This is a genomic window from Streptomyces sp. NPDC054783 (genome assembly GCF_053611725.1).
Window position 1 is genome coordinate 1 of the sequence record NZ_JBSHAY010000018.1, and the last position, 19,822, is coordinate 19,822.

The 19,822-nt window shown below is 69.0% G+C and carries 15 protein-coding genes and 7 pseudogenes; 14 read left to right on the plus strand and 8 right to left on the minus strand.

Annotated features, from left to right (window positions below):
• Window positions 1–122 precede the first annotated feature (122 nt).
• Entirely contained in the window at window positions 123–800 is a 678-nt protein-coding gene (locus tag ACWGJ5_RS27885) for a uracil-DNA glycosylase (protein ID WP_453312416.1), read from the minus strand.
• A gap of 235 nt (window positions 801–1,035) precedes the next feature.
• Between ACWGJ5_RS27885 and ACWGJ5_RS27890 the strand changes: the two are divergent.
• The 3 genes and pseudogenes from ACWGJ5_RS27890 to ACWGJ5_RS27900 form a co-directional block, all read left to right on the plus strand.
• Window positions 1,036–1,500: pseudogene (locus ACWGJ5_RS27890) on the plus strand (uracil-DNA glycosylase); the annotation flags it as partial.
• 59 nt (window positions 1,501–1,559) lie between these two features.
• Window positions 1,560–2,471 carry an N-acetylglucosamine kinase gene (locus ACWGJ5_RS27895; RefSeq protein WP_453312528.1) on the plus strand — a complete coding sequence of 304 codons (912 nt, stop codon included), beginning with the start codon at window positions 1,560–1,562 and terminating at the stop codon, window positions 2,469–2,471.
• A gap of 176 nt (window positions 2,472–2,647) precedes the next feature.
• Window positions 2,648–3,574, plus strand: a complete 927-nt coding sequence (locus ACWGJ5_RS27900; RefSeq protein WP_453312417.1) for a sirohydrochlorin chelatase — start codon at window positions 2,648–2,650, stop codon at window positions 3,572–3,574.
• A gap of 105 nt (window positions 3,575–3,679) precedes the next feature.
• On the opposite strand, the gene ACWGJ5_RS27905 is transcribed toward ACWGJ5_RS27900, so the two are convergent.
• Together ACWGJ5_RS27905 and ACWGJ5_RS27910 are read right to left on the minus strand one after the other, a co-directional pair.
• A complete protein-coding gene (locus tag ACWGJ5_RS27905) occupies window positions 3,680–4,717 on the minus strand; it encodes a lactonase family protein (protein ID WP_453312418.1) in 1,038 nt (345 codons plus the stop codon).
• Between the two features lie 490 nt (window positions 4,718–5,207).
• Window positions 5,208–5,852, minus strand: a pseudogene (locus ACWGJ5_RS27910) (FUSC family protein); the annotation flags it as partial.
• A gap of 506 nt (window positions 5,853–6,358) precedes the next feature.
• Between ACWGJ5_RS27910 and ACWGJ5_RS27915 the strand changes: the two are divergent.
• From ACWGJ5_RS27915 to ACWGJ5_RS27930, 4 genes and pseudogenes are all read left to right on the plus strand, one after another.
• Window positions 6,359–6,751, plus strand: a complete 393-nt coding sequence (locus tag ACWGJ5_RS27915) for a hypothetical protein (protein ID WP_453312419.1) — start codon at window positions 6,359–6,361, stop codon at window positions 6,749–6,751.
• A 20-nt stretch (window positions 6,752–6,771) separates the two neighbouring features.
• Window positions 6,772–7,380 (plus strand): annotated as a pseudogene (locus tag ACWGJ5_RS27920) (tyrosine-type recombinase/integrase); the annotation flags it as partial.
• 28 nt (window positions 7,381–7,408) lie between these two features.
• Window positions 7,409–7,612, plus strand: coding sequence for a hypothetical protein (locus tag ACWGJ5_RS27925; RefSeq protein WP_453312539.1), 204 nt, complete (start codon window positions 7,409–7,411; stop codon window positions 7,610–7,612).
• Between the two features lie 213 nt (window positions 7,613–7,825).
• Window positions 7,826–7,939 carry a hypothetical protein gene (locus tag ACWGJ5_RS27930; RefSeq protein ID WP_453312529.1) on the plus strand — a complete coding sequence of 38 codons (114 nt, stop codon included), beginning with the start codon at window positions 7,826–7,828 and terminating at the stop codon, window positions 7,937–7,939.
• Between the two features lie 41 nt (window positions 7,940–7,980).
• Here ACWGJ5_RS27930 and ACWGJ5_RS27935 read toward each other — a convergent pair whose 3' ends face one another.
• On the minus strand, window positions 7,981–8,604 hold the full coding sequence (locus tag ACWGJ5_RS27935; RefSeq protein WP_453312420.1) for a DUF4232 domain-containing protein: 624 nt from the start codon (window positions 8,602–8,604) through the stop codon (window positions 7,981–7,983).
• 301 nt (window positions 8,605–8,905) lie between these two features.
• Between ACWGJ5_RS27935 and ACWGJ5_RS27940 the strand changes: the two are divergent.
• Window positions 8,906–10,012, plus strand: a pseudogene (locus tag ACWGJ5_RS27940) (IS630 family transposase).
• Window positions 10,013–10,014: 2 nt separating this feature from the next.
• Window positions 10,015–11,110 (plus strand): annotated as a pseudogene (locus ACWGJ5_RS27945) (IS110 family transposase); the annotation flags it as partial.
• Between the two features lie 63 nt (window positions 11,111–11,173).
• Here the strand turns inward: ACWGJ5_RS27945 and ACWGJ5_RS27950 are convergent.
• A pseudogene (locus tag ACWGJ5_RS27950) lies at window positions 11,174–11,961 on the minus strand (IS30 family transposase); the annotation flags it as partial.
• 314 nt (window positions 11,962–12,275) lie between these two features.
• Between ACWGJ5_RS27950 and ACWGJ5_RS27955 the strand changes: the two are divergent.
• The 3 genes and pseudogenes from ACWGJ5_RS27955 to ACWGJ5_RS27965 all read left to right on the plus strand — a co-directional run.
• Window positions 12,276–12,629 (plus strand): annotated as a pseudogene (locus ACWGJ5_RS27955) (GNAT family N-acetyltransferase); the annotation flags it as partial.
• Between the two features lie 738 nt (window positions 12,630–13,367).
• On the plus strand, window positions 13,368–14,903 hold the full coding sequence (locus tag ACWGJ5_RS27960; RefSeq protein WP_453312421.1) for a protein kinase domain-containing protein: 1,536 nt from the start codon (window positions 13,368–13,370) through the stop codon (window positions 14,901–14,903).
• A 183-nt stretch (window positions 14,904–15,086) separates the two neighbouring features.
• A complete protein-coding gene (locus ACWGJ5_RS27965) occupies window positions 15,087–16,271 on the plus strand; it encodes an ROK family transcriptional regulator (protein WP_453312422.1) in 1,185 nt (394 codons plus the stop codon).
• Between the two features lie 52 nt (window positions 16,272–16,323).
• Here the strand turns inward: ACWGJ5_RS27965 and ACWGJ5_RS27970 are convergent, their stop codons facing one another.
• The 3 genes from ACWGJ5_RS27970 to ACWGJ5_RS27980 are packed head-to-tail and all read right to left on the minus strand — an operon-like array spanning window position 16,324 to window position 18,388.
• Window positions 16,324–16,758, minus strand: a complete 435-nt coding sequence (locus tag ACWGJ5_RS27970; protein WP_450987658.1) for a septal ring lytic transglycosylase RlpA family protein — start codon at window positions 16,756–16,758, stop codon at window positions 16,324–16,326.
• A 45-nt stretch (window positions 16,759–16,803) separates the two neighbouring features.
• Entirely contained in the window at window positions 16,804–17,658 is an 855-nt protein-coding gene (locus ACWGJ5_RS27975; RefSeq protein WP_453312423.1) for a glycoside hydrolase family protein, read from the minus strand.
• 10 nt (window positions 17,659–17,668) lie between these two features.
• Window positions 17,669–18,388, minus strand: coding sequence for a chitinase (locus ACWGJ5_RS27980; RefSeq protein ID WP_453312424.1), 720 nt, complete (start codon window positions 18,386–18,388; stop codon window positions 17,669–17,671).
• Window positions 18,389–18,622: 234 nt separating this feature from the next.
• Between ACWGJ5_RS27980 and ACWGJ5_RS27985 the strand changes: the two genes are divergently transcribed.
• On the plus strand, window positions 18,623–19,075 hold the full coding sequence (locus ACWGJ5_RS27985; RefSeq protein ID WP_453312425.1) for a DUF6924 domain-containing protein: 453 nt from the start codon (window positions 18,623–18,625) through the stop codon (window positions 19,073–19,075).
• Between the two features lie 120 nt (window positions 19,076–19,195).
• Window positions 19,196–19,672, plus strand: coding sequence for a CAP domain-containing protein (locus tag ACWGJ5_RS27990; protein ID WP_453312426.1), 477 nt, complete (start codon window positions 19,196–19,198; stop codon window positions 19,670–19,672).
• Window positions 19,673–19,822 lie beyond the last annotated feature (150 nt).

Below are 19,822 nucleotides of genomic sequence, written 5' to 3' on the forward strand. Positions count from 1 at the left end.
CGTCAGATCTGACGGGGCCTGCTGCCGTCCGGGATCAGTCGCGCTCACGCCCCGAGCCGAACAGCGAAGGAGCACACGCTGAGTGGGGCCGCCATCCTCCGAGCCGTCACACGCACCACGGCTTACGGCAGGCGCCAGTCCACCGGCTGCGCACCCTGCTGGACCAGCAGGTCGTTGGCCCGGCTGAACGGACGCGACCCGAAGAACCCGCGGTCCGCCGACATCGGTGAGGGATGAGCAGACTCCACCGCCGGCAGATCCCCGAGCAACGGCCGCAGATTACGCGCGTCACGCCCCCACAGGACGGACACCAGCGGCTTGCCACGCGCCGCCAGCGCCCGGATCGCCTGCTCGGTGACCTCCTCCCACCCCTTGCCCCGGTGCGCGCCCGGGCTGCGCGGGGCAGTCGTCAGCGCCCTGTTCAGCAACAGCACCCCCTGCTCCGTCCACGGCGTCAGGTCGCCGTTGGACGGCCTGGGCAGCCCCAAGTCGGTGTGCATCTCCCGGAAAATGTTCTCCAGACTCCCCGGCAACGAACGCACCTCCGGCGAGACCGCGAAGCTCAACCCGATCGCCATCCCCGGCGTGGGATAGGGATCCTGGCCGACGATCAGGACGCGCACGTCATCGAACGGCTGCTGGAAGGCCCGCAGGACATTCGCCCCGGACGGAAGGTAGGTCCGGCCAGCCGTTATCTCGGCCCGGAGGAAATCCCCCATCGCCGCGATACGTCCAGCCGCAGGTTCAAGAGCCTTCGCCCAGCCTGCTTCAACAAGTTCATGCAAGGGTCGTGGTGCCACAGCGCGTCACCCTACTGGCACACACCAGGGGCTCGCACAAACACGGAAGCCCCTCACGCGCGGACGCCGCCCTCGACGCTACTCTTCCTCCTCATCAAGGTCATCGAGCCGATCCAACAGATCGCGCAGTCGGTCACCGGGAAGGAAGGGGAGCCCGTTGCATCCAGTGGTCAAGCCACTCCGCCATGGTCATCGCACCTCGCCGGCCTCTCGTCGCCGACACCCAGATCCCGGAACTCCCGCACACGCGGTGGGCCTGTCGTTCTCGGTCGCGCCCGGGGTACGCCCGCTGCCGCCCAGCCTGATCAACATCTTCCGCGAGGTGAACACCGACCTGGGGCTGCCCCAGCCGTCCAACGGTGACCTCACTCCCTGGACCAAGCAGCGCGTGCTGCTGCTCAACAGGGCGCTGACCACGGCTCCGCGCAGCCCGGGCGCCCACTGCGGCAAGAGCTGGGAGAAGGTCACCGAGCAGGCGATCCGGTCTCTGGCGGCGCGCGGCAAGCCGCTGGTGTCCGTCCTGGGGGGCCGGGACGCCCGCAATCTGCGTCCGCTGCTGGGCAGTCTGCCGGCGGTGGAGTCCGCGCATCCCTCACCGATGTCGGCCGACCGCAGCTTCTTCGGCTCGCGCCCGTCCAGCCGGGCCAACGACCTGCTGATCCAGCAGGGTGGACAGCCGGTGGACTGGCGACTGCCGTGACCGTCCCCGGTTATCTGGCGGTGGATTCCGGAGGCTCCGGTCTCCGGGTCGCCGTCGGCATGCCGGGCCGGGCACCCGCCGCACAGCGGGAGTCGCGGGAGCCGGTCCGCACCGGTGAGCGGGGCATCGATCCCGCCCATCTGATGGCCCAACTCGTCCCGCTGGCCCGCGCGTCCGCAGCGGAGGCCGGAGTGGAGGGGCTGGACACGGCCGTCGTCGGCGCCGCCGGGTTCGCCACCCTGGGCGACGCCCTGCGTGCCGAACTGCCGGGCGCCCTGGCCCGGGAACTGGGGGTACGGCACGTGGCGCTCGCCGCCGACGCCGTCACCGCCTACGTAGGCGCCCTCGGCCCACGTCCGGGCGCGGTGCTCGCCGCCGGTACCGGGCTGATCGCGGTCGGCACCGACCTCACGGCCTGGCGCCGGGCCGACGGCTGGGGCCATCTGCTCGGCGACTGCGGCAGCGGCGCCTGGATCGGGCGGGCCGGACTGGAGGCGGCGCTGCGCGCCCACGACGGCCGGGACGGCGGCTCCGCACCGCTGCTGACCTGCGCGGAGGAGCAGTTCGGCCCGGTGCGCGGACTGCCGGGGCAGCTCTACCCGCGCTCCGACCGGCCCGCCGTACTGGCCTCCTTCGCCCCCCGGGTAGCCGCGTGCGCCGCGCACGACCCGGTCGCCGCGGGCATCCTGCACGCCGCGGCCCGGCACATGGCCGAGTCCGTCGCAGCCGTGTGCCCGGCGGACGGGGAGCCCCGAGTGGCGCTCACGGGCGGCCTGTTCCGGCTGGGCGAGCCACTGCTCACGCCCCTGCGCGAGGAGTTGGCGAGCAGGCTGCCGCACGCCCGGCAGGTTCCGGCCGAGGGCGACCCCCTGCACGGCTCGGTACGGATCGCGGGCGACCTCGCGGCCGGTCGGCTCACCCTGCCGGGTGAACCGACCATGCTCTACGTGGTCCCCGCACAGGGCGGCTGAGTCCCCGGCAAAAGCTGATTGTTCCCCCTTGTGGTCACTTTGTCAGCCCATGTTCCCGGCACGTGCCCGCAACATGTGTCGGCCGCCCGTAACTCATCAGACAAAACCGGACGGATACCGCTCACCTGCACCCTCCCCGAACGGAGTAGCCCACGAAGCCAGTAACATGCGGCGCCATGAGCACCCCCACTGGGCCCGAGTCCGGCCTGCCAGTACGAATGCCGCGACCCCGCCAGCCCGGACGGCACCGCCGACCGGAACCGCTGGTGGCTCCCGAGGGTGCGCCCGCGCTCGCCCTTGCGGTGCCCGGTGCGCCCAGCGCCGCCACGCGCGCGCTTGCCGAGGAGGTCGTGAGCATCGCCCGCTCCGAGCTGCCCGGCCTGGACGCCCGGATCGGGTACCTGGACGGGGACGACGCCGAGTTCCCCACGCTGCGGTCCGTGCTGGTGCGCGCGGCCGAGGAGCGCACGGCCCGTTACGAGCAGGCCGTCGCCGCCGGGGTCGAAGGGGTCAAGGAGCCCGACGGCCCGGTCGCCGTCGTCGTCCCGCTGCTGGCCGGTCCCGACAGCTCCCTGCTGCGGCAGATCCGCCAGTCCGTGATGGACAGCCGGGTCGCCGCCGATCTGACCGACGTGCTCGGCCCGCACCCGCTGCTCGCCGAGGCACTGCACGTGCGGCTGTCGGAGGCTGGGCTGGCCCGCGCCGACCGGGCGCGTCTGTTCACCGTGGCCACCGCCGCCGACGGCATCATCCTGGCGTCCGTGGGCGGCGAGGAGGCCGTGCAGGCGGCCGGGATCACCGGCATGCTGCTCGCCGCGCGCCTCGCCGTGCCGGTGATGGCGGCGGCCCTGGACCAGGAGGGCTCGATCTCCTCCGTCGCCGAGCAGCTGCGTTCCTCGGGCTCGCAGCAGCTGGCCCTTGCGCCGTACCTGATCGGCCCGGAGATCGACCCGGCGCTGCTGGCCGCGGCCGCCACGGAAGCGGGCTGCGCCACGGCCGAGGCGCTCGGCGCGTACCCGGCGATCGGCAAGCTCGCCCTCGCCAAGTACACGACGACGCTGGGCATCGCCCCGCAGCAGCCGCAGGGCATGCCCGTCCGCTGACCTGCGCCGACATCCCTCGGCACCCGTACGACACAGGGCCCGCTCCCCACCCGGGAGCGGGCCCTCGCCTTGCCGGACACCCAGTTCTCGCGGGTGCTCAGCCGCTCAGCCGAAAACGACGCAGGAGGCCGCGGGGACCCGTACGGAGCCCTCGTAGCGGGGCAGCCCCGTCGCCTCGTCCACGGCGAACCACGCCACGTCGCCGGAGCGCTCGTTGGCCGCGTAGAGGAAGCCGTCGTGCTCGGCGAGCGCGCGCGGCCAGTGCCCGCCGCAGGGCGCCGTGCCGATCAGCCGGAGCTCCTCGCCCTCGACGGCGAGGATCGACAGGACGTCCTCGCCGCGGGTCGCGGTCCACACGAAACGGCCGTCGGGCGAGACCACGATCCCGGACGGATAGGCGTCACCGGCCGCGGCGCCGGGCAGCACGGGGACCTCGGCCAGCGGCTTGAGGGAGCCGGCCTCGGCGTCCCAGCGGCACACGGTCACCGTGGGGGTGAGTTCGTTGACGACGTAGGCGTGCGCGCCGTCCGGATGGAAGGCCAGATGGCGGGGGCCGGAGCCGGGGCGCAGGGCGAACTCGCGGTGCAGGGCGGGAACGCCGTCCTCGAGGGTGCAGATCCGCACCGAGTCCGTGCCGAGGTCGACGCTGACGGCCCATCTGCCGCTCGGGTCGGGCTGCACCTGGTGGGCGTGCGGACCGCGCTGGCGCCGGTCGTGCGGGCCGGAGCCGGTGTGCTGGAGCCGCCCGGAGGGCTTGGCGGCGAGAGCGCCGTCCGGACGCACGGGTACGGCGGTGACGCTGCCGCAGCCGTAGTTCGCGGTCAGCACATGCCCGGCGTACAGACCGAGGTGGGTCGGTCCGCTGCCGTCGACGCGCACGGGCGGCCCGGCGAGTTCCGGCCGGTCGCCTTCGACTCGGTAGGCGGCGACGGTGCCCTCGGCCGTCTCGCTGACGGTGTACAGCGTGGCCCCGTCCGGCGACAGGAGCAGGTAGGAGGGGTCGGGTAAGTCGTTCACCGCAGTGCCGAGCAGGAGGCGGCCGCCCTCTGGCGCGACCGCGGCGGTCACGAGCCCGGGGCCGCCCGCTGCCGTGAACGAGCCGATGAAGGCCCGGCACCTGCCGGGCCTGCCGTCCTGTGCCACCGCTGTCCCCTCTCGGTCAAGCCCGTCCGGGGCCGACGGTAGCAGCCGATCATGGCCGGTCTAGACCAAGCGCCGGGGGTTGTCGGCGGTTCTTTTGCACATAGGGCCGTGTCATTGCCGTTCCCGTGCGGTCCGCCTGCCGGCCGCGGAGCCGTGCGTGCGGAGCGGCAGTGTGTCATCACCGCCCGGCCTGGTGCCGTCGCATCGGGCCAGTGTCCGTGCCTTGTGGGCCCACCTGTGACCGCGGGGGCCATGTCCGCGCCTTGCGTGCCCGTGTCCGCGCCTTGCGTGCCCGTGTCCGTGCCTCCCGGCCCGCGTCCGTGCCTCCCGGCCCGCGTCCGCGCCTCCCGGCCCGCGTCCATGGCTCGCGGCCTGCGTCCGTCCCTCGCCATACCGCCGCATCCCCGGCGTGCCGGGTACCGGCCCCACCAGCGCAACCCGACCTCCCGGCTCAGCCCTCGTCATCGGCCGCGCCACAGCCGTGCCCGGCTCAGGTCCCCACCAGCCGCGACCCCGTCGGGGCCCGCAGGGGCTCCGCCAGATCGGCGAGGGCGCGTTCCAGGCCGTGCAGGTGGGCCAGGGCGGGCTCGGCGGGCGGCTCGGCGGGGCTGCGGACGGGCTCCGGCTGGCCCTCGGTGAGCGCCTCGACGGCTGACTCCACACGCCAGCAGGCCGCGGCCAGACGGGCGTCGTGCGAGGCCTCGGGGTCGGCGGCGACCGCCACCAGGCCACGTACCTCGCGGGCGCAGTCGTCGAGGAGCGCGAGGACCCGGCGGGCGCGCCGCTTGCGTACCGGCATCGGGTTCAGCGGGTGCACCAGCGGGGCCACGGCCAGCCGGACCCGGCCCAGCAGCTGCTCCAGTTCGGCGACGCGGGGCGCCGGGTCGGCGGTCGTGGAGCCGGCGAGGCGTGCCGCGGCCTCGGCCGTGCAGGCGTGGACGCAGCGCAGGGCGCGCTGGATCCAGGCGTCCGTGATGGCGTGGGTGGTGACCGGCAGGACGAACAGCACGGCGAGCGCGGCTCCGAGCGCACCCACACCGGTCTCGGCGAGGCGCAGCGCGAGCAGACCGGGGCTCAGGACGCCGAGAAAGCCGTAGAGCAGTTCGGCGAGCAGGGTCGCGCAGAGCATCATGAATGCTGTGGTGCAGCGGTTCTCGCAGGTCAAGAGGCTGCCGGCCGAGAGGGGGTCAGCAAAGAGTCAGCATCAGCATGTCACGCGCCGACGGCAGGAGTCGTCGCCACTTCGATCGCGCTTGAAGGCCGGTGCGCCATCCAAGACGTAGCGAAGCCATGTCACATCTCGACGGGTCCATCCCAACTGCTGACGGTTCGCCTTCGCTGCGGTGGCACAACCTCCTCGACAACCAGCCCTACGCCCCAAGCTGCTTCGCCTGAGCCGACAGCTCGCATGGGCAGCGGCCGACTCCCGACAGGTCTGTGCGCAGGACAGCGGTCACGTGTACCACGCGATCCCCGGTTACGGAAATCGGGGATTCTCCGGACCATGACCATTGTCCACAGCAGCCTTGTTCGCCAATGGAACGCCTTTGAAGCAGACCTGACTGCCCGTCTGCACCCTCCCGATTCAGCTCAGCCCCTCCCCTCAAAGCAGATCGACCCCACCCCTGGAGAAATCAAGCAATGGCCACCAAAACCCTCACCCGCGGCATGGGCACCTTCTTCAAGGAATGCGAACACCCCCCGAGCCGCAGGTCCAAGTGCCGTCACCCTTACAAGATCAGGTACCGGGATGCCACAGGTCGGCAGCGTGAAGAGGCCGGCTACGCCACTCAGGACAAGGCGACGACTCGGCTCACCGAGATCTACCAGGCAAAGAAGGGGCCGCTCAAGACTGGGAACACAGAAGCCCAGGAGGTGGCCGAGATGCGGTTCGAGGACTTCGCGGCTCGGTACATCTCGAATCGGAAGCGTGGCCTGGAGTCCAACACCATCGACCAGTACGAGCGCGGCCTCAAGACCCAGATCAACCCCCACGTCGGGGGTCGCCGCGTCGGCACATTCCCCCCGGAGTGATCGAGGACTGGCTCAACGGAATGGAGCTGAACAAGGTTGGCTTGGCCAGCCAGAAGAATGCATACCTTGTCCTGAAACGCGTCATCGAGGCGGCACGACATCGCGGGGCGATCGCGCTGGACCCCTTCCTTGACATCGCCCCTCCCGACTATGTGCTGAATGAGGTGATCATTCCGACCTTCGAAGAGCTCAATGCCATCCGCGACGCGGCCGAGGGCGACGACCTCCGTCTTGTCATTGAGCTCATGTCTGGGTGCGGCCATCGCAACGGAGAAGCTCATGCCGCAAACATCAAGTCGATTGTGGCTGACGATGCCTATCGGATCAACGAGCAGATCCACAGCAATAAGGTCCAGCCTGCACCGCTGAAGCACCGCAAGCGCGGAGAATTCCGCGAAGTGCCACTTCCCAGAAAGACCCACGACTTCTTCTCGTATTTTGCTGATAAATACGGTACCGACAAGAATGGATATCTTCTCGTCAAGGGAAATGGCTCCGGCAACCAGCACATGCGGCATTACTTCTACGGGAAACAGACACTGCGATGGCGATGGGACAGGTGTCTCGAACGGGCCGACGCAGAGGCCAAGTACACGATGTACTCCCTCCGCCACTATTTCGCATCGAACTGCCTTACCCACGGCATTCCCATCACTGATGTCGTGGAGTGGATGGGACACAAAAGGCGGTCGCGGCGAACGCGCGGGCGATGGCCAGCGCCTCCCCGGTGCGCGCGGCCTGCTCGTCGTAGCAGCCACGGGCGTCCAGGACATGGAGTACACCCTGCCGCTGCTGCACCGCGATCGGCTGACCCGAACCCCCGAACAGGCCCCGCCGGGTCTGTTCACCAAGCGCACCTAGGTTTACGTTCCGCTCGGGTCGATATCCGCTTTCCTCCCTGTCGAATTATTCCCCGCCAGTGCCAATTAATCCGGCGGCGGTCGCCTTGCGGCTGTCACCGGTACGCCCGCATTCTGACCTGGCGTCCCTGTCTCCTACCCGTTCGCCATCGCGCTGATGGGCGTGGTGTGCGTGAGCCTGTACGTCGTCTTCAAGCGCCGCGACTGGGTCGGTATCGACGTCGGCAAGGGACACCACTGGGCCGTAGCGATCAACGCCGCCGGTGAAGCCGTCTTCTCCCGAAAGATCTCTACTCAGGTTGAACGCGCGGAGTCCGGTGGCCCGTGACGGTTCTTGATCGTTGCGGGACGATGAGTTTCACCGCAAGTTCAACCCGAGTGACGGCCACCAACAAGGCCCGGGTCGATGGGCGGGGTCATCCATACTTTCTCCTGGCAGACGTTCAGCGGGAGGCGCTTACCGTGGGTATCGGTCAAGGGGACCAGCACCGCGTTATCGCGTGGATCGGCGTGCGGTGGAAGAGCTTGTAGCGCGCTCGTCTCGGGCGGCAGATAGCAGTTGCCCGCCCGATCCAGAGCTTCGCTGTAGCGCAGGTTGACCCGTACTGAGCGTCCAGGGGCAAGCGTCCATCGCGAGGCGGCGCCTGGTGTGGTCGGTGAGGCGATGGTGTCCTCTGCCTTGCCGTTGAAGATGCGGACCCAGGGATAGCCGTCGAAAGTGCACGCCTGGCGTGCCGTGTTGGTCGCGGTGAGCTCGGCCACAGCGAGAGCGCTGGACGCCTTGTTCACGGGTTCGTCGAGGCGGGTGAGAGTCCACTTCAGTTGCGCGGTGAGGCAGTTCTTGAGAGCCTTCTTTCCCACCGCCTGTGAGGTGGGGGATGCACCGCTGCTGGTGGCGGCGTGCGGCTGACCGGATTCCCGGGTGGAACAGGCGGTCATGGCCAGCACCATGCCGACCGCGACTGTTGCGCCGGCTATCGCATGCTTGTTCATTGCCTACGTCTCTCCGTCCGCTGCGTTCGGTGGTCTCGGCGACGCTTTCCTGTCCGCGTGGTGGGACTGCTCGCCGTGCGCGGCGCCATGGCCTCGATTCCGTCACCGGAAGCCCTCGTAGTTGGCGAAAACGGTGCGCGGGCTTGAAATCCGGAGACAGGGGCCTTTGCGTCTTCGGGTATGAGGATGGTGCCGAGGGCTTCCCCGTTCCCCGCTGTGCCTTCCAAAGGCGTTTTCGGGTGGCAGCTCTGAGTGGGCCGGGACCCGTGACGGTTCGTGATCGTTGCGGTACGACGTCGTCATGCGGTACGCGCATGGGGGGCGGACTGACGCCCAAGGAACAGCAGAAGCGGGAGCGGGTGCGCCTGAAGGCAGCTGACTGGTTCGCTCGCGGGGAGAAGACGGAAGCCGTCGCAAGGGACCTACGGGTGACGACGCGGTCGGTGCGGCGTTGGCGGCGGGCGTGGGAGCAGGGCGGTGCGGACGCGTTGCGCTCGGCGGGGCCGGCGTCGGTGGAACGGTTGAGCCCGGCGCAGTGGGAGCGGCTGGAGCGGGAGTTGAAGCGCGGTCCGCTCGCGCACGGCTTTGACGACGAGTTTCAGGGCTGGACGCTGAAGCGGGTCAAGCTGGTGATCGGGCGGATGTTTCACATCGGCTACACGGTGCAGGGCGTGTGGAAGCTGCTGCGCCGGCACGGCTGGAGTGCCCAGGTGCCTGTGCGGCGAGCGCTGGAGCGTGACGAGGAGGCGATCGAGGTGTGGAAGGCCGAGGTGTGGCCCCAGGTAAAAGGACCGCGGCCCACCTGGGCGCCCACATCTGCTTCGAGGACGAGAGCGGCCAGGGGCTGAGGCCACCGAGGGGGCGCACCTGGGCACCGCGCGGACAGCGGCCCGTGGTGCGAGTGCGCGGCCGCAACCGCGGCCGGGTCAACATCGCCGGCGTGGTCTGCTACCGCGCCGGACACCGGCCCCGCTTCCTCTTCAAGTTGCACATCTGGCACGGCCGCCGGGGCGAGCCGAAGGCGTTCTCCTGGCGTCAGTACCGCGACCTGATCGTCATGACCCACACCCAGCTCGGCACCCCGATGGTGTGGTGCTGGGACAATCTGAACGTGCACCTGGTCAAGGAGCTGGTGGACTTCGCCGAGGAGCACAAGGATTGGTTACGCATCTCCCAGATGCCCTCCTACGCACCGGAGTTGAACCCGGCAGAGGGGATCTGGTCGCTCCTCAAGCGACACCTGGCCGACTTCGCTGCGGCCGACCTCGCCCATCTCACCCGCGTGATCAAACGGAAGCTGAAGAAGATCCAGTACCGGCCTCACCTGATCGACGGCTGCCTCCCGCCCACCGGCCTGATCATGGACGACGACGCGACCAGATCACGGGACTCCACGAGTTCAACCTGAGTAACGACGAATCGGAGATCCTCAGCCTCATCGCCACCGCCTGCGAAACCGCAGACGAAGTCCGGTGGGCAGTCGACCTGAGGGGCAAGACCGCGACACTGCTGCTGGTCCTGCTCGCGGCCCACGACCAGCAGATCACCTACGTGCCGGGCCGGAGCGTGAGCCGGGCCGCCGAGGGCTACCGCGGCGAAGGCAAGACGGATGCGAAAAACGCTCTGATCATCGCGGACCTGGCCCGCGTCCGGCGGGACTTCAGCACGATCACGATCCCGTCCGAACAGGCCTGCACCCTTCGTCTGCTGACCGCCAACCGACGCGACCTGATCGCGGACCGGGTCCGGCTCATCAACCGGATGCGCGACCTGCTGTGCGGAATCAGCCCGGCCCTTGGAGTGCGCCTTCGACTACGCCCACTCCAAGGGAGCGGTCATACTGCTGACGCACTATCAGACCCCTACCGCTCTGCGACGCATCGGCGTGAAACGGCTGACCACATGGCTTCAGCATCGCAAGGTCCGCAGCCCCCAGAACATCGCGGAGAAGGCTTTCGAAGCGGCGAATCAGCAGCACACCACCCTGCCGGGCGAGACCCGCGCCGCAGCCCTCCTGGCCGAGCTGGCTCACCAGCTGCTCGCGCTCGACGAACGGATCACGGCCAACGAACGCGAGATCCGCGAAACCTTCCGCGCCGACGACCGGGCCGACATCATCGAGTCGTTGCCCGGCATGGGCCCGATCCTGGGCGCCGAGTTCATCGCCATCACCGGAGATCTGTCGTCCTACCGCGACGCGGGGCGCCTGGCCGCCCACGCCGGCCTGGCCCCTGTCCCGCGCGACTCCGGACGCCGCACGGGCAACCTGCACCGACCCAAACGGTACGACCGCCGCCTGCGCTGGGTCTTCTACCTCTCCGCACAGAGCGCCATGATGTATCCCGGCCCCTCCAGAGACTTCTACCTGCGCAAACGGGCCGAGGGGCTGCGTCACGTCCAGGCCATCCTGGCCCTCGCCCGCCGCCGGGTCGACGTGCTGTGGGCGATGCTCCGCGACCACCGCCCTTACACACTCACCCCAGCGCCCGCCCCGGCCGGCGGCTGAAGCTCCCGTCCCCTGCGGCACTTGACAGGTCGTTGAGATTCAACCAGTGGATGCAACACCGGCTTATGTGATCGATAGTAGATGGTCGTTGAGGCTTCGACGGGTGTCTGCCAACCGAGGCTCTTGCGGGGACGACTGTTGAGCGTGGCTGCGACCGCCTCAATGTCCTCCGCCGCCCATCGAGAAAGGTCGGTTCCCTTCGGGAAGTATTGGCGCAGCAGGCCGTTCGTGTTCTCGTTGGTGCCGCGCTGCCAGGGGCTGTGCGGATCGGCGAAGTAGACCGGGACGCCGGTCTCGACCGTGAACTGCGCGTGCGCCGACAGCTCTTTGCCCCGGTCCCAGGTCAGCGATCGCCATAGTTGCTCGGGCAGGGTGCCGATCGTCACCGCAAGCGCATCTTTCATCGTCACCGCGCCGTAACCGGCCAGCGGCGGCCCGTTCTTGGTACGGGGAAGTGCGCCGTAGCCGTCCTGGCGGGGCAGGTGGACAAGTACCGTGTACCGGGTCGTGCGCTCGACCAGTGTGCCAATCGCCGATCGCTCAAGTCCGATCAGGAGGTCGCCCTCCCAGTGCCCCGGTACGGCGCGGTCGTCGGCTTCGGCCGGCCGTTCGCTGATCAACACCTCTGGCGTGACGTGGGCCCACGCCGTCCGCTTGGACCGGGCACGAGGCACCCGCAGGGCTCTGCCGGTGCGCAGGCAGGCAACGAGCTCACGCTTGAGCTGGCGGTCGCCGCGGTGCGGCTTGTTCCTCCCCTTCCACCGTGGGCCCGGCGGGCCCAGTACCGTCCCGTCCGAGCGGCTGACCTGCCCGGAAAGCCTTTCCTGCACATAGTCGCGCAGCCGGTCGTTCACATCCCGCCCCACGTGCACGAAACCAACTACTACGCTCAACACCAGCGCCAATCGGCGGCTGGAGTCAAGGCATAGAGCCTCCACCGATCCCGGAGCGGTTCAGATCCCCCGCGCTTCGGCAGCTTTGTGCGCTGTACCTGGTCGTCGGTGTGGAGGGCATCACGGCATGACGTGGTCCTTGCCTGAGCCGATACTGACGGTGGCCGTGGATACCCCTGCGCTGACCGTCGGGTGGGCAGCGGAGCCGAAGTGGGACGGTTACCGGGCTCAGCTCGCTGTGTACGCCGACCGGACCGTCGGACGAGGCAGCGTGCTTCTCCGTTGTCGAGCTGGAGTCGCAGGAGCTGGCCGGCGAGGCCCTGCTCTGGGGCATCGACACACACAACCGGACGGCTCACATCGGGATCGCCCTGCGCCCCGCATTCCGCGGCCGCGGGCTCAGCGTCGATGTCCTGCACACGCTGTGCGAGTACGGATTCGCCGTACGCGGACTACAGCGGCTGCAGATCGAGACCCTCACCGACAACACCCCGATGCTCTCGGCGGCAACCAGAGTCGGGTTCACACGCGAGGGAACACTGCGGCTCTCCGCCTGGGTGTACGGCGCATACGCAGACGAAGCCATCCTCGGCCTCCTCGCGAACGAATGGACGCCCCGGAGATGAACAGCAGGAGCCCGACCTCCCGAGAGAGACGCGAACAAAGAGCGCAAGGCGCAACTTTGACGAAGCCCTGAGGGTCTACCCGGTGCTGGTCGGCGGTGGCGTCTCGTCGAGACCCCCACCTTCGGATCGAGAGTCGTCCACCTGCGCCACCGCGTGGTGCGCCGGCCGACTCGAGCCGAAGGCATGGAACCGGGCCGCGGTGATGTTCGGGGCGGAGGTCGGCCCGGCGATCCTCGAATTAATCCGCGCGACAGGGCATTTAATCCTCCCCTTCGGACCTTGCTGCCGCTCTCCTCATGGTTCTAGCGTCTGGCAAAGGCTCACGGCAGGGCGAACGAGTGCCGAGCGGCTCGAACCGGTAACCGCAATTCCGGATCGAGCCGCGGACGCCGGCCGTGTCACACCATCCGCACGTAGCGCTTGGCCCCGACGAACCCAGCAAAGGAAGCTCCCATTCCAGCTAAGACAAGATCGGCATCCTGGGTGAGGACCAGGCCGTTGCCGAGCAACACCCGGTGGGCCGTGGACTGCGTCGGCGCCGTCTCCGGTCCGCGGCCCGCGAGTTCGGGGAGATACAGCGGGCGCCCCACCGGGCGGACCGGCGTCGCAACCGGCAGATCCCAGCATCAACCTCGGCGGACAAGCGCGCGGATTGCTCCGCGGGCGGCTGGAGCGCTCCGGCGGACACCGCTCCCAAAGGAAACGTGAGAGCGCGTGATATCCGGAGATGGTGACCAGGTGACCACGCGTTCGGAACGGGTGATCGCCGGACGGTATCTGCTTCACGACGTCCTCGGCAGAGGCGGCATGGGCACGGTCTGGCGCGCCCACGACCAACTGCTGGACCGGTCGGTCGCCGCCAAGGAACTGCACGTCCTCACCGACGGCGACGAGGACCACCGCGTACGGGTACGGCGTGCCATCCGCGAGGCCCGCGCGGTCGCCCGGGTGCCGCATCCCCATGTGGTGGGAGTCCACGACCTGGTCGAGTCCGAGGACCGGCTGTGGATCGTCATGGAACTCGTCGAAGGGTCCTCACTGGCGAATCGGACGGCCGAGACCGGACCGCTCACACCGCAGCAGACCGCCGCCGTCGGCCTGCAACTGATCGACGCGCTGGACGCCGTCCACGCGGTCGGGACTCTGCACCGGGACATCAAGCCCGCCAACGTGCTGCTGCGCCGTGACGGCAGCGCCGTCCTCACCGACTTCGGCATCGCGGCCCTGGACGACGGCGAGTTCCTGACGAGCACCGGTCAAGTGGTCGGCTCCGTAGAGTTCATGGCGCCGGAGCGCGTGATGGGAACAGAGGTCGGACCGGCCTCCGACCTGTGGTCACTGGGCGCCACGCTCGCCACGGTGTGCTGCGGCGAGTCCCCCTTCCGCAGGCCGGGAGCACCCGCGACGATGCACGCCGTGGCGTACGAGGAACCCAGCCTGTCGGAGCGGCTCGGTCCGCTGCGCCCGGTCGTCGAAGCGCTGCTGCGCAAGTCCCCGGCCGAGCGTCCTTCGACGGCAGCCGTGCGTTCCGCGCTGCGAGGCGTCGTGGCCGGCGAGCCGGACGTCGAGTTCCTGCCGCCGGCGACCGTACTCGCGCTCCGGCCTGCGGCCCCGATGGCCGACGCGAACACGATGGCCGCCAACCCGAAATGGCGCGTCCCGGCGGCGGAGACCGTGCCGCCGGGGCGTCACACCACGCCGCTCGAACTCCCACAGCCGCAGCCGCAGGCGCAGGCATCCCGCTCGGCGTGGCCGAAGCGACTGCGGTGGGGGCTGGCCGGAACGGCCATACTGGCGGCGGGCGTTGCGGGCGGTCTCTTCCTCACCGGAACGCTGCCGCTCAAGGATGATCCGAACACTCCGAAATCGGGGACGGTCCGTCAGGTCGTCGAGTCGACGGCCGGTTGGCAGCCGGTCACCGGCGTTTCCGTCCATCAGGGCGACCGGATCACCGTCCAGTTCGTGTCCGGAGAATGGACGGCCAACTCCCGAAAGCTGCCCATGACCGGGCCGGCCGGTTACGACCCGAAAACCAACCAGCTGCCGGAGGGAACGAAGGCCTGCAAGGTCAAAGTCGGGGCTCCGTTCGGCTCCTTGCTGGCCCGACTCGTGGGTGAGCAGGACTTCCCGATGCACTTCGTCGGGCGGAAGCTGACTTTCCGGGCGACCGGCGACGCCCGCCTGCAACTGGGCATGAACGACGCCTCCGGTGCCTGCTCCCAGGACAACAGCGGCACGCTGACCGTGCAGGTGCACGTCACGCCTCAACCCTGACCCGGGCCGCGTCAGCCCCTCCGGCGCGCGGCAACACCGCATACGCCCAGGTGTCCTCCCTCTGAGTGGCTCCACAGAATTCCCACAAAGACGCCCTCTAGCTTCTCGCGCCACGGGGGACGGACGACTGATCTCCGTCCCCCCACGCAACAGTTGTGCTCAAAGAGGGGGGCGCCTTACGCCATGCTGACCGAGACGACGACACGGGCCTTAAGCGCGCACGAGGCCCTGGTACTGAGCCTGCTGCGCGAGCACGGTCCCCTCACCCGGGGAGACTTGCGGATCCTGAGCGGCCTGTCCCGCACCACGCTCTACGACGCCGTCGCGGCGCTGATGGACAACGGCCGCGTCCTCGCCTCGGTTCCGGAGGCGGCCCGGCGCGAGCGGGGCCGCCCGGCGGAGGTACTGACCGTGAACCCCGGGGCCGGCCGGCTGCTCGGCATCGAGTTCGCGCGACGGGCGGTGCGGGTGGCCGCGATGAACGCGGCGCACGAGATCGTCGGCACCACCGGCGAACCGCACGGCCCCGACACCCCGTGGCAGACCCGCATCGACCTCGCGTGGCGACTGGCGGACAAGCTGACGCACGGGACGCTGCGACCGGGCGCCCTGAACGGCATCGGCGTCGGGGTGGTCGGACCGGTCGGCACGCCGGGGCAGGGCCCGCTGTGGGCGCCTCGGCACGACATCGTGGCGGCACGCGTGCGCGAACGCTTCGGCGCACCGGCACTGATCGACAACAACACCCGGCTGGCCACCCTGGCCGAGACGATCTGGGGTGCCGCCGCGGGTGAACAGAACGTGCTGTACCTGCGGTTGTCGCACGGCGTCGGCGGCGGACTGGTGATGGCCGGCACACTGCACCGCGGCGCCCACGGCCGCTCCGGGATGTTCGGCCACATCACCGTGGACCCGGGCGGCGCGCCCTGCGAGTGCGGTGCGATCGGATGCCTGGAGACAGTGGCGTCGATCGGGGCCGTACTCGACGCCTGCCGCACCGCGGGAACCGCGGCAGCGGACCTGCCGGAACTGGTGGGCGCGCTGGAGTCCGGCGACGCGGCCGCGCACGCGGTTCTGGCACGGGTGGGCACGCAGGTCGGCAGGGTGCTGGCCGATGTGAGCCATGCCGTCGGACCCGACGTGATCGTCATCGGCGGCGAGCTGGTCGACGCCGGTCGAGCCCTGATGGCGCCGATCGAGCACATGCTCGACACGCATGTCGCGCGCTGCTCGTACGGGGTGCCCCGAGTGATTCCGGCCGGACTCGGCGATACCGGCACCGCCCTCGGCGCCCTCGCTCTGCTCCGGCGGCACCCGGATCACGAAGCGCCCGGGCTGCGGGAGGCAACCCGGGCGCTCATGCCGTGACACGGAGACGTCAGCCGCTCCGGCCGCCGGTCACCCCGTCTCTCTCAGAGGGTCACTTCAGCACCTTCTGCCGGACGACGATGTGACCGGCGTCGGGGTTGAGGCTCCCGCCGAGCCGCCTGAAGGCGCCGTCGGTCAGGTCCAGGCACTTGGGTTCCGCCTTCGTGTGCTTGAACGTGCCGCGGTCGTTGATGCGCACGACCAGGGACTTGCCGTTCGCCACGTTGGTGACCCGCACCCTCGTGCCGAAGGGCAGCTGGGGATTGCGGGTGAGCGAAGTCGCCGCGGTGTTCTTGCTGTTGTCGAAGATGTCGCCGTTGGCGGTGGTGCTGCCGGCGGGTATCGGGCCGTAGTGCGTCGCCCAGCACTTCGGCCTCTGAGCCTGCGCGGAGGCGGTCGCGGCGGAACTCGCCGGAGCCAGGGCGACCATCGCGGTCAGTACGGCCGCACCGGCCGCGATGGAGGCGTGCAGGGTCCGCTTGCTCATGTTCTTTCCCTCGTTTCTCATGATTTCGACTGATTGATCTTGTGTTCAGCCCGCGGAGCGATAGGCGACGCCCACCCGGTTGGCCGTCGCACCGTGGTAAAGGCCGGTGCCGTCGCCGTGGTCGGTGGAGAGGGTGAACCACGCGTAGCGCCGGACGTAGTCCAGGTGCTGGAGCATGGCCGTCGACTTCTTCACGAATGCGGCCTGTTGCGCCTTGGACGGATAGCGCGGGGTGCCGGACGAGAAGTCGATCAGGGCGTATTCGGTGAGCCAGATCGGCTTCTTGTAGCGCTTGTGCACGGCCTCGAGATAGCTGCGCAACTGCCCCGTCGCGCGCTGGGCGTCGAAGTCCGCGCCGTACCAGTGCAGGGGGATGAAGTCGACGTGGTAGTGGCGGGCGGCGGCGCCCTTCATGAACCGGTCCAGCCAGCCGCCGGCGACATCGCCGCCGGTGGCCACGGCGGGGGCGCCGAGCCGCAGACCGGTCGACTGGAGCCGGGGCCACAGGTCGAGTGCCTGCTTCACGGTCATGTGGGCCTGATCCGACCTGTCGGGCTCGTTGAAGCCGAGCAGGTTCTTGCCCTGCTTCTTGGCCAGACCGAGCTCCTTGTTCGTCACCGAGCCCGCGTCATGGATCATGGGCACGAACTCGACACCGCGCGGCGGCTTGATTCCTCCCTTGCCCGACGACCAGGTGTAGAACCAGCCGGAGTTCGAGTCGGCGAGCGCCTTGGTGACGCCGTCGAACTTCCAGGCGCTGATGCCCTTCTTCTTCGCCGCGGAGGTGGCGGTAACGGAATGGCCGCCGGCCGCGAACGCAGTGGGCGCGGCGCTCTGGCTGCCGGCCACGAGCACGGCCGAGAGCAGGAACGGCAGGGCGAGGACGCGTACCTTCCGCATGACGCCTCCCTCAGCAGCTGAGGTGCGCGCCGGCGCCGACGTGGAGCATCTTGGTGAACTTCTTGTACTTGGCGACCCGGTCCTTCATCTCGGCCGGGTTGCCGCCGTTGCACTCGATGGCGCCGTTGATGCTGCGGATGGTCTCGCCGAAGCCGCCGCTCTTGACCATCGCGTGGTGGGGCGTCATGGTGCCGGGGCCGGACTGGGTCATCCAGTACCAGAGCGCGAGCTTCCAGGTCACGACGGGGTTCGTCGCCGCGAGGTTCGGGTGGTTCAGCAGGTCGATGTGGACCGCGTCGCCGGCCGCCTTGTAGTTGTAGTTCCAGCTGATCTGGAGCGGGCCGCGGCCGTGGTACGCGGACTGGCCGGCCGGGCAGCCGTAGGGCTCTTGCTGGCAGTAGGTCGGCCAGTTGGCCTTGTTCTGCTCGTTGATGTAGATCAGCCCGCTGGTCTCGTGGCTGACGTTCGCGAGGAAGGCCGCGGCCTCACGCTTCTTGGTCTTGGCGTCGCCGGTGTGCGCGAAGGCCGGGAATGCCTTCATCGCCTTGACCAGGCCCTCATAGGTGTAGAGCTTCTTGTGGTGCGGGAACATCTTGTTGTACTGAGCCTTGCTGACGACGAATCCACCGCTTTGCTCTGCGGCGGACGCCGTGTTGGTGCTCAGATTGACCGCGGAGATCGCTATCAATGCGGCGGTGAGCACGACATAGACGGCACGTAGCCTTCGCATACGGGAAACTCCTTGTAGTAAAGGCGGGTTGCCCATCGGAACCCGGATACGAAGCTACCTGCCGCCGCCCGGAGAAAGGGCTCAGAAATTGCTTCGGGAAGGGCAGTTGTTGCTCGCAGTTGTTGCTCGGGGAGTCCGAGCGCGACAACCGCGTGCAGAACAGACGAGCATATAATCCGGAGTAGCTGTCGCCATCCTCGCGATCGGGCGCCGGCGTTCTTCTGGAGGGGATTCATGCGACCGGTCATCAACCGTGCAGGACACGACTTCGAGACCGAAGCCCTGGTCATACGCACGGACTACTCGGACGACGAGGCGTGGCGAGCGGTCGTGGCGCTCCTCGATCAGTCCGACGACGAGTTCGAAGTCCGCCACCATCTGGTGGACGACCGTGCCTATGCGGGAGCGAGCCCGGACGAAATGGCCCTCTCCGCCGTGGCCGCCGACCCGGGACTCGAAGTGGTGTTCCTGGCCGACGCCGCCACGATGACCGGCGACCACAGCCTCCTCGCGGTCTCCACCAGACCCGAGGAGCTGGAAGAGGGCGACGAGGAACTCGGCTGCGAGTTCCGACTGTCGCCCACACTGGTCAACGATGTGCATGTGAACCTGGCCATCGGACACCTGGACTTCTGGGAGTTCGCGTACAACGCGGTGCGCGCCGAGGACAAGATCCTGCGCTGGTGACGGAGAGCACTAGCGGCCGGTCTTGAAGCAATTTAGGTGCGCTGTACCACAACGTCGCCGGATAGCTTGAGTTACCGCTCTCGATTCCTGTCTTGATTGGGGAGAACTCTTGTCCGGTACTTGACGACGGCACTTGTGGGCATGGTCGCGTCCGCCGCGCTGCTGACCGCGCCCGTCTCCACGTCCGCGGCCCCCATTGCCGCCGCGATGCAGAAGGCAGTGGTCAAGCTGACCAACGCCAAACGAAAGAAGGCCGGTTGCTCGGCACTCCAAATCAGGCCCGCCCTGCACGTGGCCGCGCAGCGCCACACGGCGGACATGGCGCAAGACCACTACGTCGGGCACACCGGCTCCAACGGCAGCACCATGGTGGACCGGGTCGAGGCAGCCGGCTACACCGGCTGGAGCTCACTGGCGGAGAACGTCGCGGCCGGTCAGGCCACCGCCGCCGGCGTGGTCAAGGCGTGGATGAAGTCGCCGGGCCACCGGGCGAACATCCTCAACTGCTCGCTCAAGCACATAGGCGTCGGCTACGTGAAGGCGTCCGGCTCGGCGGGTGGCCCGTACTGGACGCAGGACTTCGGCGCGAAGTTCTGAACCCATGCCTCTGAACCGACGTGCCTGAGCCGACGCGTCTGAACCGAATATGAGCCGGCCGCCCCCCGGGAGTATTCGCGGGGCGGGCGCCTCGGGGGGGAGGGGTGGTGGGGTGAGGGGGTGATGGGGTCCTACGCTCGACACAACGTC